Origin of the sequence: Flavobacterium psychrolimnae, from assembly GCF_003312425.1 — a bacterium.
Lineage (GTDB): Bacteria > Bacteroidota > Bacteroidia > Flavobacteriales > Flavobacteriaceae > Flavobacterium > Flavobacterium psychrolimnae.
The window spans coordinates 26,046-43,114 of sequence record NZ_QNUX01000002.1 but is presented as its reverse complement, the minus strand read 5'-3'; the positions used below and the strand labels follow the sequence as shown (position 1 = coordinate 43,114).

5 protein-coding genes are annotated in these 17,069 nt (G+C 34.8%); 1 reads left to right on the top strand and 4 read right to left on the bottom strand.

What is annotated here, in order from left to right; genetic code table 11:
• Positions 1–207 precede the first annotated feature (207 nt).
• From DR980_RS02425 to DR980_RS02410, 3 genes are all read right to left on the bottom strand, one after another.
• Positions 208–3,291, bottom strand: coding sequence for an Ig-like domain-containing protein (locus DR980_RS02425; RefSeq protein WP_113633680.1), 3,084 nt, complete (start codon positions 3,289–3,291; stop codon positions 208–210).
• Between the two features lie 25 nt (positions 3,292–3,316).
• Positions 3,317–11,275: a beta strand repeat-containing protein gene (locus DR980_RS02420; protein ID WP_113633679.1), complete on the bottom strand. Its 7,959-nt coding sequence runs from the start codon at positions 11,273–11,275 to the stop codon at positions 3,317–3,319.
• Positions 11,276–11,705: 430 nt separating this feature from the next.
• Entirely contained in the window at positions 11,706–12,176 is a 471-nt protein-coding gene (locus DR980_RS02410; protein WP_113633677.1) for a T9SS type A sorting domain-containing protein, read from the bottom strand.
• Positions 12,177–12,947: 771 nt separating this feature from the next.
• Here DR980_RS02410 and DR980_RS16315 point away from each other — a divergent pair.
• Positions 12,948–13,646: a helix-turn-helix domain-containing protein gene (locus tag DR980_RS16315; protein WP_167400533.1), complete on the top strand. Its 699-nt coding sequence runs from the start codon at positions 12,948–12,950 to the stop codon at positions 13,644–13,646.
• Positions 13,647–13,698: 52 nt separating this feature from the next.
• Here DR980_RS16315 and ccsA read toward each other — a convergent pair whose 3' ends face one another.
• Positions 13,699–16,905: a cytochrome c biogenesis protein CcsA gene (gene ccsA / locus DR980_RS02400; protein ID WP_113633675.1), complete on the bottom strand. Its 3,207-nt coding sequence runs from the start codon at positions 16,903–16,905 to the stop codon at positions 13,699–13,701.
• Between the last annotated feature and the right edge of the window lie 164 nt (positions 16,906–17,069).

Below are 17,069 nucleotides of genomic sequence, written 5' to 3'. Positions count from 1 at the left end.
AAATCCCTTTCCTAAAATACCCATATATTTCTGAAAATAAATTATTTATGTAAATATTTCTCCGTTATATTTTACAATTTTCATAAAGAAAAAAAGCCAAGAGCATCCGAAATTATGAAGCGGCTATTACAGAGATATTAATGGCAAGAAATACAATATTTTAAATGGATTTTATAATATTGGAATAGAATAACTTTTAAATTATACCTACAAGCCGTACCTTGTTTTAAGATTGTTAAAGTTTTGAATGATCTCCGCCGGGCTTAAAATTCTATTATAAACTTGGAAATTCCCAATTGCACCATTCCATTGCCACCCACCATTAGAGCCTCCTATATATAATTTAGTATTTGCAGAGGCGTTTCTGTAGCCAGCTGTTCCATAAAGTACGCCGTCATAATACAATCTTGCAGTATTAGACACAGCATCGTTAACCACCACATAATTATGCCAATTACCATTTGCTGCCGTAGCAGGTATATTTCCAAAAGGATTATTAGAGCTGTCCCAAGTATTCCAACTGAGAACCCCGCCGTAAAAAAATAAATCTGGACCAGAACCATCATTACCCGCATTAAATAACATATTGCTTGCAGAAGTCGATTTAGTCCATACTGAGAATGTACATGATGCAGTTTTTGTAAGCGGGGCATCTACATAAGTATTGGATCCATTAAACACAAGGTTACCTCCATTAGAAGAATTATAAACAGGGTTATTTACTAATATTCCATTATTTCCCAAACCACTTAAGTCGGTCCAAGTAGTTCCAGTTCCCAGGTAGCTGGCTAGATTACCAGCATCTAAATTCATTACCAAACCAGTTAATAAATCATAAGATTTTGTTTGAATAGAGAGCCCATTTTTATTAACCCCAAAATCACTCCTTATAGCCCCATTTTTATTAACATAATTGAAATCAGTTGTAGAAACTTGTCCATTTTTTGTTAAAACAGAAACCGCATTTACTGTCAAAGTAGCACTTATAGAATCACCATAATGAGTCGAATTAGCTGCTTGAGTAGCGGTAATTGTGGTGCTTCCCGCTCCTACAATTGTTACTGTTGTACCAATGATAGTTGCTACAGCAGTATTACTACTTGCATAACTAATAGCGTCCGTACTACTGGTACTTGGTGGTGAAATTGTATAAGAACCATCAAAATACGTTTTTATTTGTGAATTAAAATTACCTAAATTTGGATTTTTTAGTACGGTTACAGTCACACTACTAGAAACAGAACAGCCTTCATTAGCAGAATAACCCGTAACTTGATAAGTAGTAGTTTCTGTTGGAGTAACTGTAAATGTTTGTCCCGGTACCATTGGTTGTCCATAAATACCGTAATAAGAAGCGGTACTTTGTTCGATTTTTTCCCTATTATTGTCTGATAACACGGAATTAAATACAAATATATCTGCCACATCAGCGTCTGAAGGTTCACTTTCATTTATTCTTAATCCATTTGGACCGTTCAATCCTCCATTGGTATTTAAAGTTTTAGAAATCCCATTTTCAAAAATTCTTGAGGCACTTCCAGTTCCCGTCGCAGTGTATACATATGCGTTGTTATCAGCCGTAGTGTTTCCATCTCTAGAAACCCAACCGTCATAGTGAGCTTGACTTTTACTTCCATTCCACCAACCAAGCAACCAGTTATTATTTGCATTTAAAACACGACCTCTACTTGGACCTGTCTGTTTTGCACCATAAACTACTGTGTATGGTGGTGTGAAATTGATATTATTTTTTATACTTTGTGCAGTATTAAATCTCAAAATCGGTTTAGCATTCAATCCATTATAAACATAAAGTGGTTGCGCATTTACAGATGGTGGAACCATATCATTCCCATTACCTGATTGATCATAAAGTTTAACACAATATCCTGCTGACATACCCAACCAAGAAGATATCGCTGCTGTATTTAAATCCGTAAGTGTAAATCCAAAATCAGCTTCTACATTGTCGCTCGCACGTCTCAAACGAACTGCAGGTCCTGTATATTCAGTCCTAAGTAAACGCAAACCAACAGCAAGTTTACAACTTGCAACTTGGTCCAATGGCGTTGTTATACCTGTACCCCACAAATAAGTACTCGCTCCTGATGCAGTAAGAGTAATTGAGTCTCCTGAATTAATGCTTACAGCTGATGGTGTAACAGTTATTGCAGTTAAATTCTCTACTATTATTGCTCCAGAAATACCGCTAGTAATTGTAGTTCCTTGTAAATCGGAAACAACAACATAATAATACGTTGTCCCGCTAACAGATGTTGGCGGAGTAAAAGTATTAGTAATAGCACCATTAATTAAAGTTCCTCCAGTTGCGCTTGGACTGGAATTACTGTACCATTGATACGTTATATTTTTTCCTGAAGCCTGAACTGTCAATGGAATTGCCGTTGCCCCCATACATGTGTTTTGAATTGAAGAAGCAGGATTTTTCAGTATTGCAGTAGCACATAATGTCATTGAAATTCCAAAATAAGTACCTTGATTACATTCTATTGATTCCCGAATATTATTCGCATTTAAAGTAGAAAATCCGATGGCTTCACTTTCTAAAATGGAACCTCCACTTCCACCTCCATCGTAATTACCTATAAAGATTTTATTTAAGTTATCCGTTCGAGAACTTATGGATAAAACCATACCTTCATTAACAGGAGTAAGGGATTCAGCAGTTGTTTTCGAAATCCCATTTTTCCATATTGCAAGTGGATAAACGTTAGAATGAAATGTTGTCCCTCCAGTTTCTAATATCCCTCCTATTCTTGGACTTCCCTCAAGAATAGTATGATAACTTGGCCAACTAGTACTTTCTGATCTTATAACACTAGTAATACTTGCTAAAATTAATGAACCCGAATAAACCAGTCCCTTATTTCCTGAAAAATCAATCGCCACTTTAGTTCCAATGTATTTGAACGCTCCGTTAAATACTATTTGTGGTTGAAGATTATAATCGGTTTTAATCAAATTCCTTGCATTCCCACTTTGATCGTACCAAATAGTCACGAAACCATTATTTGCACCAACAAAAGTCAATAAAGCAGCCGTGTTTAAATCTCCATTACCATCAAAACCAATATCCTGAGTGGTATTGTCTGTACTTCGTCTTACCTGTACGGCACTACCAGCGTAAGAGCTGCTTAATTTCCTCAAACTATAAGCTCCAGCCGCTGGTGTAGCGCTAGTAAGCCCTAAATTGTCTAGCGTGTTTTGAGCATAAACTTCTAAAGTAGCAACAATCAAAAAAAAGAAAACTATTTTTTTATAAAACTTCATGATATAACTTTTTTAGAAGTCACTATTAATAAAAATAATCAAACTGAACTCTATCATTAACAGATAATATGTAAGAACCATTATTAGCTGGAAAATAGGTTAATGTTGTTCCACTTACACTATAAGCAGCATTACTGATTCTAATTCCATTAACATACATTTTTACTTTACTATTAATTGATGGAGTTTGAGTCAATGTAAAACTATTTTGACTTGCTGCAGCAGATGTTTCGTCTGCAACTTCACGTACTGGAGCAGCACCGGTTGAAACGGTTCCATCTGCCATTAAATATTGTGCTGAGGTTCCTCCTGATTTCACAAAAGAATTTCCAGTAACTGTACTACTAAATGTTTTTGCCCCAGCTATAGTTTGTGTGGTAGTTAAGTCAACAAACTCATTGCTTGAAGCAACAACAGGGGCAACCCAACTAGCATTACCGAAGGCATCCGAAGTAAGAACTTTTCCATTTCCTGGACTTCCTGCAGTTACCGCTAATTTAGTAATAGAAACCACTCCGTTGTTATCAATATGCATAGATTCAATATCAGTACCATCAGCATTTTTGTAATATGAAAAAGTCAGTTTTTCTAACACTCCGCTGTTTTGATTTGTTTTAATTCTAAATTCATTTTGTCTAAAACCAAATTTTAAAGCTCCTTCACCAGACCCGTATCCATAATCATATTTCAGTGGATTATCAAAATTACCATCACCACCAATTTGGAATTTAGAAGTGGGACTATCGGTAAAAAATCCAATTGTATTTGTAGAACTATTTACATTAAACTGACTGTTATTAACGTTTAAGCTGGATAAAGTTGCTGCTCCTCCATTAACGGTGCCAGTCACATTTAATTTTCCTGGGATATAAATTCCATCATTTGCAATTACAAAACGATCACTATCCACTCCTGTACTTTGATTATAATATGAAAATGTCAAATTTTCTAAAACGCCACTATTCTGATTTGATTTTATTCTGTATTCGTATTGTCTAAAACCAAATTTCAAAGCGCCGTTACCTCCACCATCATAGTCATATTTAAGTGGATTATCACCTGAACCATTACCTCCTATTTGAAACAAAGAAGTAGGCGCATTAGTTCCAATCCCTATTTGAGTTCCCGAATCAAAAATTAGACTATTCGCTAAAGCACGCGATGAAGAAAATTTTGGAATATAATTAGTTGTTCCGTTCCCTGTAACACCTATGGAAGTTAATGCGTCTACATAATTTTTAGTAGCTGCATCTTGAGGATTTGTTGGATCGGCTACTTCTGTTAACTTATTATTGCCTAAAGCAACAGCACTAGCAGCTACTCCAAAACCACTCAGAGGAATATTTGCTTTGTCTAATTTAGCATTGGTTATGTTACTATCAGCAATTTTAGTAGTTGTTATTACATTAGTAGCAATAGTGGTTAAGTTTCCAATACTTGTAACATCACCAGTTAAATTAGCATTTGTTGCGTTTGCAGCTGTAACGAAAGCAGTAGTTGCTAAAGCTGTTGAATTATTTTCAGCAGATTGTGTTACAGCAATTGTTCCGGTTGGTAATGATGGTGTTCCTGTAAAGTTTGGGGAAGCCAAATTAGCTTTTAAGTCCAAATTAGTAGCTAAAGTATTTTCGGCCAAAGTTGCTCTTTCGGTTTCTATAACCAAATTACTAGCAATTGTATTTTCCGCTAAAGTTGCTCTGGAAATCTCATTCGTTAAAGCCAAAGAATTTGAAGATGAACTTGCGTCCACATATGTTTTTGTCGCTTTTTCGGTTGGGAATTTCACATCTGAATTTGAAGTAAAACTTCCGTCTGTACTTTTATTTACAGCATCTTCTTTCTTTGCTTCAGCAACAATTGCTCTGTTTACTTCCGTAGTAATTGCAGTTGCATTTGTAGTTTCCGCCAAAGTCGCTCTTGAAATCTCATTGGTTAAAGCTAAAGAATTGGATGAAGCAGATGCGTCAACATAGGTTTTAGTCGCTTTTTCAGTTGGGAATTTCACATCTGAATTCGAAGTAAAACTTCCGTCTGTGCTTTTATTTGCTGCATCTTCTTTAGTAGCTTCCGCTAAAGTCGCACGAGTTGTTTCAGCAGTTATTGCAGTTGCGTTGTTTGTTTCCGCCAAAGTCGCACGATTTGTTTCAGAAGTTATTGCTGTTGCGTTGTTTGTTTCCGATAAAGTTGCTCTTTCGGTTTCCGTAACTAAATTCGCTGCAATAGCATTTTCCGCTAAAGTCGCTCTTGAAATTTCATTAGTTAAAGCCAAAGAATTAGATGAAGCGCTTGCATCCACATAGGTTTTAGTCGCTTTTTCAGTTGGGAATTTCACATCTGAATTCGAAGTAAAGGTTGCGTCTGTACTTTTATTTGCTGCATCTTCTTTAGTCGCTTCGGCAGCTGTGGCGCGATTTACTTCTGCAGTTAAGTTAGTTGATAAAGTATTTTCTGCTAAAGTCGCACGATTTGTTTCAGCAGTTAAATTCGTTGATAATGTAGCTTCCGCTAAAGTTGCACGATTTGTTTCAGCAGTTATTGCCGTTGCATTTGTAGCTTCCGCTAAAGTTGCTCTTTCAGTTTCTAAAACCAAATTTGCTGCGATAGTATTTTCTGCTAAAGTTGCTCTTGAAATTTCATTGGTCAAAGCCAAAGAATTGGAGGAGGCAGAAGCGTCAACATAGGTTTTCGTAGCTTTTTCGGTTGGGAATTTCACATCAGAATTCGAAGTAAAACTTCCGTCAGTACTTTTATTTGCTGCATCTTCTTTAGTTGCTTCTGAGGTCGTAGCACGATTTACTTCTGCAGTTAAGTTTGTTGTTAATGTAGCTTCCGCTAAAGTCGCACGAGTTGTTTCAGCAGTTATAGCAGTTGCGTTTGTAGCTTCGGCTAAAGTTGCTCTTTCAGTTTCTAAAACCAAATTTGCTGCGATATTATTTTCCGCTGTAGTTGCTCTCGAAATTTCATTGGTCAAAGCCAAAGAACTGGATGAAGCGCTCACATCAACATACGTTTTAGTCGCTTTTTCAGTTGGGAATTTCACATCTGAATTTGAAGTGAAACTTCCGTCTGTGCTTTTATTTGCTGCATCTTCTTTAGTCGCTTCTGCGATCGTGGCGCGATTTACTTCTGCAGCTAAGTTTGTTGCTAATGTAGCTTCCGCTAAAGTTGCACGATTTGTTTCAGCAGTTAAATTCGTTGATGAAGTAGCTTCCGCCAAAGTTGCTCTTTCGGTTTCTGAAACCAAATTCGCTGCGATAGTATTTTCTGCTGTAGTTGCTCTAATGATTTCATTGTTCAAAGCTAAAGAATTGGATGAAGCACTTGCATCCACATAAGTCTTAGTTGCTTTTTCTGTTGGGAATTTCACATCAGAATTTGAAGTAAAACTTCCATCAGTACTTTTATTTATTGTATCTTCTTTGGTTGCTTCGGCGGTTGTAGCACGATTTACTTCTGCAGTTAAGTTTGTTGTTAAAGTAGATTCCGCTAAAGTCGCACGATTTGTTTCGGCAGTGATTGCTATGGCATTGTTAGCTTCCGCCGAAGTAGCTCTTTCAGTTTCTGAAACCAAATTTGCTGCGATAGTATTTTCCGCTAAAGTTGCTCTTGAAATTTCATTGGTCAAAGCTAAAGAATTGGATGAAGCAGTTGCATCAACATACGTTTTAGTTGCTTTTTCAGTTGGAAATTTCACATCTGAATTTGAAGCAAAACTTCCGTCTGTACTTTTATTTGATGAATCTTCTTTAGTCGCTTCTGAACTTGTGGCACGGTTTACTTCAGCAGTTAAGTTTGTTGTTAAAGTAGTTTCCGCTAAAGTTGCACGAGTTATTTCAGAAGTGATTGCAGTTGCGTTGGAAGTTTCCGCTAAAGTTGCTCTTTCAGTTTCTGAAACCAAATTTGCTGCGATAATATTTTCCGCTGTAGTTGCTCTAGTGATTTCATTGGTTAAAGCCAAAGAATTGGATGAAGCACTCGCGTCCACATAGGTTTTAGTCGCTTTTTCGGTTGGGAACTTTACATCTGAATTTGCAACAAAACTTCCGTCTGTACTTTTATTTACTGCATCTTCTTTAGTCGCTTCAGCTGTTGTGGCGCGATTTACTTCTGCAGTCAAGTTTGTTGTTAAAGTAGCTTCCGCTAAAGTTGCACGAGTTGTTTCAGCAGTTATAGCTGTTGCGTTGTTTGTTTCCGCTAAAGTTGCTCTGGAAATTTCATTGGTCAAAGCTAAAGAATTTGATGAAGCACTCGCATCCACATACATTTTCGTTGCTTTTTCGGTTGGGAATTTCACATCAGAATTTGAAGTAAAGGTTCCGTCTGTACTTTTATTTACAGCATCTTCTTTAGAGGTTTCGGCAACTGTGGCACGGTTTACTTCTGCAGTTAAGTTTGTTGTTAATGTAGTTTCCGCTAAAGTTGCACGATTTGTTTCGGCAGTGATAGCTGTGGCATTGTTAGCTTCCGCAGAAGTGGCTCTTTCAGTTTCTGAAACCAAATTTGCTGCGATAGTATTTTCTGCTAAAGTCGCTCTTGAAATTTCATTGGTTAAAGCCAAAGAATTGGATGAAGCAGTTGCATCAACATAGGTTTTAGTCGCTTTTTCAGTTGGGAATTTCACATCTGAATTCGAAGCAAAACTTCCGTCAGTACTTTTATTTACTGAATCTTCTTTAGTTGCTTCTGCAGTTGTGGCGCGATTTACTTCTGCAGCTAAGTTTGTTGTTAGAGTAGTTTCTGCTAAATTCGCACGATTAGTTTCAGTAGTTATTGCAGTTGTATTTGAAGCTTCCGCTAAAGTTGCTCTTTCAGTTTCTAAAACCAAATTCGCTGCGATAGTATTCTCTACTAAAGTCGCTCTAGAAACTTCATTGGTTAAAGCCAAAGAATTGGAGGAAGAAGATGCGTCAACATAGGTTTTAGTCGCTTTTTCGGTTGGGAATTTCACATCTGAATTTGAAGTAAAACTTCCATCAATACTTTTATTTGCTGCATCTTCTTTAGTTGCTTCTGCTGTTTTTGCACGATTTACTTCTGCAGCTAGGTTCGTTGTTAAAGTATTTTCCGCCAAAGTCGCGCGATTTGTTTCAGCAGTGATAGCTGTGGCATTGTTAGCTTCCGCAGAAGTGGCTCTTTCAGTTTCTGAAACCAAATTTGCTGCGATAGTATTTTCTGCTAAAGTCGCTCTTGAAATTTCATTGTTCAAAGCCAAAGAATTGGATGAAGCAGATGCATCAACATAGGTTTTCGTAGCTTTTTCAGTTGGGAATTTCACATCTGAATTCGAAGCAAAACTTCCGTCTATACTTTTATTTACAGCATCTTCTTTGGTCGCTTCGGCAGCTGTGGCACGGATTACTTCAGCATTTAAATTAGTCGATAAAGTAGTTTCAGCTAAAGTTGCACGATTAGTTTCAGCAGTTATAGCCGTTGCATTTGTAGCTTCCGCTAAAGTTGCTCTTTCGTTTTCTGAAACCAAATTTGCTGCGATAGTATTTTCTGCTAAAGTCGCTCTTGAAATTTCATTGGTCAAAGCCAAAGAATTGGATGAAGCAGATGCATCAACATAGGTTTTCGTTGCTTTTTCTGTTGGGAATTTCACATCTGAATTCAAAGTAAAACTTCCATCTGTGCTTTTATTTGCTGCATCTTCTTTAGTCGCTTCGGCGGTCGTGGCGCGATTTACTTCAGCAGTTAAGTTTGTTGTCAAAGTAGTTTCCGCTAAATTCGCACGATTTGTTTCAGCATTTATTGCTGTTGCGTTTGTAGCTTCGGCTAAAGTCGCTCTTTCAGTTTCTGAAACCAAATTTGCAACGATAGTATTTTCCGCTGTAGTTGCTCTGGAAATTTCATTGATTAAAGCTAAAGAATTTGATGAAGCAGTTGCATCAACATAGGTTTTCGTTGCTTTTTCAGTTGGGAATTTCACATCTGAATTCGAAGCAAAACTTCCGTCTATACTTTTATTTATGGAATTTTCTTTAGTCGCTTCGGCAGTTGTGGCACGATTTACTTCAGCAGTTAAGTTTGTTGTTAATGTAGCTTCCGCTAAAGTCGCACGAGTTGTTTCAGCAGTTATAGCTGTTGCGTTGTTTGTTTCCGCTAAAGTCGCTCTTGAAATTTCATTGTTCAAAGCTAAAGAATTTGAAGAAGCAGATGCATCAACATAGGTTTTCGTTGCTTTTTCAGTTGGGAATTTCACATCTGAATTCGAAGCAAAACTTCCGTCTATACTTTTATTTATTGCATTTTCTTTAGTCGCTTCTGCAGTTGTGGCACGATTTGTCTCAGCAGCCAAGTTAGTTGCTAAAGTAGTTTCCGCCAAAGTTGCTCTTTCGGTTTCTAAAGTTAAATTCGTTGCAATAGTATTTTCCGCTAAAGTCGCTCTCGAAATTTCATTGTTTAAAGCAAAAGAATTGGATGAAGCAGTTGCATCAACATAGGTTTTCGTGGCTTTTTCGGTTGGAAATTTCACATCTGAATTCGAAGTAAAACTTCCATCTGTACTTTTATTTGCTGCGTCTTCTTTAGTCGCTTCAGCGATCGTTGCACGATTTGTCTCAGCAATTAAGTTCGTTGATAAAGTAGTTTCCGCCAAAGTTGCTCTTTCGGTCTCTAAAACCAAATTTGCTGCGATATTATTTTCTGCTAAAGTCGCTCTTGAAATTTCATTGTTCAAAGCCAAAGAATTGGATGAAGCAGATGCATCAACATAGGTTTTCGTAGCTTTTTCAGTTGGGAATTTCACATCTGAATTCGAAGTAAAACTTCCATCTGTACTTTTATTTGCTGTATCTTCTTTAGTAGCTTCAGCTGTTGTGGCGCGATTTACTTCTGCAGTAAAGTTTGTTGTTAAAGTAGCTTCCGCTAAAGTTGCACGATTTGTCTCAGCAGTAATTGCAGTTGTATTGGTTGTTTCCGCTAAAGTTGCTCTTTCGGTTTGCATAACTAAATTCGCTGCAATAGCATTTTCCGCCAAAGTCGCTCTGGAAATTTCATTGTTCAAAGCCAAAGAACTGGATGAAGCAGTTGCATCAACATAAGTTTTAGTCGCTTTTTCTGTTGGGAATTTTACATCTGAATTCGAAGCAAAACTTCCATCTGTACTTTTATTTGCTGCATCTTCTTTAGTAGCTTCCGCTAAAGTCGCACGAGTTGTTTCAGCAGTTATTGCAGTTGCGCTGTTTGTTTCCGCTAAAGTTGCTCTTTCGGTTTCCGTAACTAAATTCGCTGCAATAGCATTTTCTGCTAAAGTCGCTCTGGAAATTTCATTGGTCAAACCTGATAAATTGAAGGAAACACTTGAATCTACATAGTTTTTAACAGATTTTACAGTTGGGTATTTAATATCTGAATTTCCATCTGTAGTTACATTAGTACTTTTATTTATAGTATCTTCTTTTAAATTCAATGCTAATTTTGAAGCAGTACTAATTGGTTTATTCAAATCAGTAGTGTTATCTACATTTTCAAGTCCCAAATTAGTTTTAGCACCAAGTACTGTAGTCGCATTTGTACCTCCATTTTCTAAGGCCACAACACCTGTAACATTCACAGCATTTATTGATGAATAAGCAAAAGGAACAGAACTAAAAGGTTGATTGCTAATTTCTGTAAATGAAGAACAGTCTCCAGTAAAACTTATCCCAACCACCAAATTCTTTTGTACTGAATCCCAAGAAATTTTATCGAAAGAAGTTGAATATCCAGCCGTTTGTGTTCCAGTTCCAATGATTAGGTTAACCATTCCGTATGGGTCTGTTTTGGTTCTAATAACTTCCTGATATTCAACATTTGAAAACTCATCAACAAATTTAAATAGCATACAAATATCCTTACTCACTAAAGGTGAATTTGTATTAGTTGCAGTTGATACTTTTCCTTCTGTTGGATTTAGAATTAAAGCTTGGTAGGTAATCCCATTGGTTTGCGCAAAACTCTTAGCGCATAAAAAAAATATAAAAAGTAAAATTATTTTTTTCATGGTTCAATAATTTTTAGTGAAATGAATTCTAAATTCGATTAGAGTAAATGATAAATTTTCTTGGGAATTGTAAATAACATATTAGTTTCTATAAAAAAGAATACTATGTACAACTTAAAGGATTGTTAAGCCTTTATTCCTTTTCTTAAATACGTGGTAGATCCGATCGATTCTAACAGAATTAAATCATTACTTTTTATTGAGAAATGATTAAAACAAGAAAAAAAGGAATTACATCTAACCTGATTAAATGGATTTATTAGATCTAAATAATAAAAATTAATGAATAAAGTACAGGTGTTTACATTTGGGAATCCAAATGAAGCTTGAGTTACATCAGCATTCAAATTATTTTCTAAATTCCGGTAAAATCCTTTAGAAAAAACTTGACAAGTTGTGATAAGAGCAATAAACAAAAAGTATTTTTTTATCATATTTTGATGATTTTAGTGAAATGTGTAAAACTTGAGGTGCTTAATCGAACTAAATATTGTGAGCTGGGCAAGAAAGGAAGTGTAATGGTCAGAATTAAATTATCAGCTTTTTTCTTTTGTTCAAATACCAAACGGCCGCCTAAATCAAATACATTAATATCTATCTCTTCTGTAATAACTTTTGAAAATTCAAAGTTCACTGTTTGAACAAATGGATTAGGAAATGTTGTCGTTTTGATTGTTTCAACTGTATTAGAAGCAATATAGTTTCCCCAAAAGCTTTGTTGAAAACCCTGCATCACAACATAATACTTGTTTGAAGTTCCAGTGAGACTTTGCTGTCCGATTGTTTGAGATATCACCGTTCCATTTGACAAAATTTTGGACGTACCTTGAGATGATACCATTTGATGGTGCAAAACTTGTCCGTGAAAGGTGACCGTAAAAAATATAAGTAAGTACCTCATGAAATTTATTTTAGACAATATTAATCTAAAATAATGTATTTCATCGATAAAAAATGCATTTAAACGGAAATGCAATTGATTAGTAAGAACTTTTCAGTTTTTAGTAACTCTAAAACTATAAATTAGAGAAAAAAAATATTGCAACTGATTGTAAATATTGACATTAATAAGGAGTTATAATTTCCAAAAAAAAAGACAATTCTAAAATAACATTTGGTTATTTTTCAATTTATAGCAACTAAATAATTCAACTTTAAAAAAAAATTGTAATTTTAAATTTAGAAAAAATTAACAAAAATGCTTTCAAATTTACTTTTCATAATTACAGGATTAATTGGATTAATAACTACTTTTTTAATTTTTACAAATTATAAATCCAATAGAATAATGAACCTTTACATTATTCTTTTTATACTTATTATTTCTTTACGCTTTTTCTTATCCGGATTGACCAATTTCGTTTTCGACTCCAATTTTAGAACTACTTATTTCAAATATTCAAACTTTTCGCTGATAGTAATCCCAATTTGTTATCTGTACTTTAAAAATTTATCTGAAAATAACAGAAAACTAAATTCAAAGGAGCTTTTACATTTCATATTTCCCGTAGCGCTATTTTTAGTTACTATCAATCGAGATTATTTCGATTATAATTCAAAACAAATAGAAATCATAATATATGGCATATTTTTTATTTTTGCCATTACGTATGTAATTTTATGTTTTCGACTATTAAGAACTACTATTTGGACTAGAAAAGGAGATATAAAAGTGATTCAGAAACAAAATAAGTTAATAAATAACTGGACACTTTTTTTATTTATTGGACTAATACTCACGATATCCCGACTTTTCATATCAATTTCAAAGGAAATATATTTTGATGAAAGTATCAGAGGACACAGTTATCAATGGATATCCGCATTGATTTGGTTGACCATTTTGTTCAAAATATTACGCTCTCCAGAAATTCTTTACGGTTATAATGTACTACACCAGAAGATTAATGAGAATAAAAATAATACTTTAGTCTTGAATGATATTTGGAAAAAAAATACTGACATTCAATTAAATAACAACCAACATTTAGTTCTTAAAGAAAAAATAGATTCAAATATTATTGATTATATTAAGGAAATTGAGTCTATCTCACTGAAATTTGAATTGTTTAGAAATTCAAATCTGACTATTTCAGACTTAGCGAATAGCCTGAAAATTCCAAAAAGTCATCTTTCCTATTTATTTAAATACCACTCAACAATCTCGTTTTCTGAATATAAAAAAGTAATTCGGATTCATGATGCCATCAATCAAATTGAACAAAACTATTTAAAAAATAACACGTTAGATTCTTTATCAAAAAAGGTTGGGTTTACCTCGTACAACCCTTTCTTTACAAGCTTTAAAGAAATTGCAGGTGTATCTCCATTAGAATATTATAAAATGAATAAAGCTGATTTTGAGGAATAAAAAAAAGGTTCAACTTGGGTTGAACCTTTTTAGCATCTAAATTAAACAAATCTTATTTCTTGTAATACTTCTTATATTTTGGATAGGAAATTGCACCAAACAACGTAATTCCTCCAAGAGAATACCAAATCCAACTCAACGAATGTGCTTCACCACTTGCATACGAATGCAATCCTACCAAGTGAAAATTCACTCCATAATACGTAAACAAAATGGATATAAAAGCAAACATACTCATCAAATTGAAAATCCATTTTCCTCGTAAAGAAGGAACAAATCGAGCATGAATTACAAAAGCATAGACCATAATACTGATCAAGGCCCAAGTTTCTTTTGGATCCCATCCCCAGTAACGTCCCCAACTTTCATTGGCCCACTGTCCTCCAAGGAAGTTTCCAATAGTTAACATTATCAAACCTATCGTTAATGCTAATTCGTTGATATAAGTGATTTCCTGAATATTCAAATCCATTTTGGCTTTGTTCTTTTCATTTGTAAAAGAAATCAGTAATAAAGAAACTGCTCCTAAAATAAATCCTAATGCAAACGGGCCATAACTAGCCACAATTACCGCAACGTGAATCATCAACCAATAGGAATTTAAAACTGGTTGCAGATTTGCAATCTCCGGATCAATCCAGTTTAGATTTGCAGCCCAAAGAATCATTGCGGTTACAAAAGCTGATGAAGCCACAGTAAGTTTTGATTTTCTGTCGAAAGCCAAACCAAAAAACATGGTTGCCCAAGCTATATATATAATTGATTCATACGCATTACTCCAAGGTGCGTGACCAGAAATATACCAACGGGCAATTAAGCCCACAGTATGCAATCCAAATAATAATCCTACAATAATATGCATTGTATTTACTGCTATAGCTAATGCTTTGCGCTCTTTGAAGATTTGCATAATTGTAAAAAACAACATCAAAATTGCAGCTAAAACATACCAATAAAAAAGTTTATTAAAAACATCATATTTATTATACAACACTTCTGATGTAATTCTTTCTTCACTTGGTCTCACTTTACTACCAAAACGCTTTTGGAAACCATTGATACTTTCAAGCAGTTCATCGGCAGTTTTGTAATCATTAGAAGTTGAAGCGTTTGCCAAAGAACCAAAATACAAAGGCAATACATTTTTAGTATACGTCGCTTCCATCCCTTTGAAACCTGCTTCGTTGAGTTCTAAATAAGAAACCCACTTGTTATTTTTATCATCTGGAATAGGGAAAATTTTCAATATTCGACCGCTTAACGCCGATTCCATCAAGTTTACTCTTTTATCTGTTTCGATAAAATCCTTTTCAAATTGATTGGGGTTAGCCGCTTTAAATGATTCTTCTAAATATTTAGAAAGTTTATAATTGCCTTTAGCATCAAAGAAAGCTACGAAAGGTGCAAATTTAGCTTTCTTATCAACACCTATTATTTGTCTTAAACTGTCGTTACCTCTTCTTAAATAAATGATTGGAATCTCTATCCAATAACTGGCATACTGAGTCATTGATAAGAAAACTTGGTCTGAATTCATATCATTGTATGAATCACTTTGGCTTACTTTACGCAACAATTCTGATGAAAACGTATTAATCGGTTTCATTCTACCGCCACCATCTTGAATTACAAGTCTACCAAATTTTGCTGCATGTTCTGCAGGAACTTTATACTTAGTAATCAAATCATTCAGTTCATCCTGACTGAATACTTTTTTAGAATGATTTGCGTGCGTTGCCGGCGCTGCTTCAGCTTCTGTGTGCGCATGTCCTTCGTGATCCGCGTGATTGTGTTCCTGTTCTTGTGCAAAACTGCTGAAACTGAACATAAAAATTAAAATAGTCAACAATTTAGCTTTCTTAGTTTTAACGACTTCCAGCTTACGTTTGATATCTGCAAAACGAGAATATTTTGTAAACATAATTGCCATCATTGCAAAGTACAACATAAAATAACCAATGTAAGTCAGCGTAGTTCCCCAAAAATCATGGTTTACAGACAAAACAGTTCCTTTTTCATCAGGATCAAAACTAGACTGAAAAAAGCGATATCCTTTGTGGTCCAATACATTATTCATATAAATTCTGGCATCAAATGGTTCTTTATCTTCAACGGTTACTTTACTTTCAAACGAAGAATAACTTTTCTCCGTTCCTGGATATTTCTGAGCAATAAAATCATTCAATTTTATCTTAAAAGGCAACACATACGCTTTACTTCCGTAGAAAAAAGAGTAATCAATATTCCCAATTTTTACAGTTTTGGCCTCTCCTATTTTACCTTTGGAACCTAAAACAGTAACAGTTTTTTCTTGACCGTCAGCAATAACTTTAACCGTTACCGCATCCTCATGATTTTTAGCTTTGAAATCATTATCCGATTCATAATCAACAATTCCTTTTACTGCAGGATCTGGAAATACAAATCGCATTTCACCGATGCTATATAACGAACGCATCATCAAGGGTTGCGCATTATCTTTAGTCACTTTGCCCTGTAATTTATCCGCCATTCGCATAAAGTTTCCTTCAAAAGGCGTTTGAATTGTGTAGGCACTTCCAGTCGTATTGATATTTATGGCTCCATCCGTAAATTTATTTAACGAAAATAAAACATTATGAATATTTTGTACTTCGCCCTCTTTCAAGAAATGCTCGTGACGACCGCCATCACCAGCTTCTACAATTTTTAAAAATATTGTTCCCTTTGGATCAGGCTTAATATATTCTTTGGCTCCCATTATGAAATTTTCATATTTTACTTCAAATGGTGTGTCGGCAAACTTTTCAGAAATACGGAAATTATTATTTACAGCCGGAGAGAGCAACACTTGTTTTTCAAAAACGCGTCGTTTCATTTCGCCTTTATATTCACCATCAACAAAAACTGTCAGAAAGGTTTTATCTGAAAATATTTGATTTTCTGAAGCGCCTTCTCTGATGGGCATCATTCCTTCATAACTGATGTAACGCGTTACAAAAGCACCCGCAATAATGAATATAAAAGACAAATGGAGTAATAAAGTAGCCCATTTTTCTTTTTTTAAGAGTTGGTAACGCTTAATATTTCCAATGAAATTGATCAAGAAAAATACGTGAATGGCTTCAAACCACCAGGCATTGTAAATTAAAATTTTGGCGGTATCGGTGTTGTATTTACTTTCGATAAAAGTTCCGGTGGCCATTGCAACGGCATAGGAAATAAATAAAAAAGCCATTAATCGGGTAGAAAACAAAAAAGAGAAAATTTTTTTATCCATTTTTATGGGATTATGTTTTGTAAAAGTGCCACAAAAGTACTTAAAAATGTTGACTTCTTTATTCTGACATTTGTTAATTAAATCCAAAATTAAGAATGAAAGTCAAAGACAGAAAAGGCTCTTTTCAAGGCTAATTTCCCTTTTTTATTCGTGTAATTTTCGAA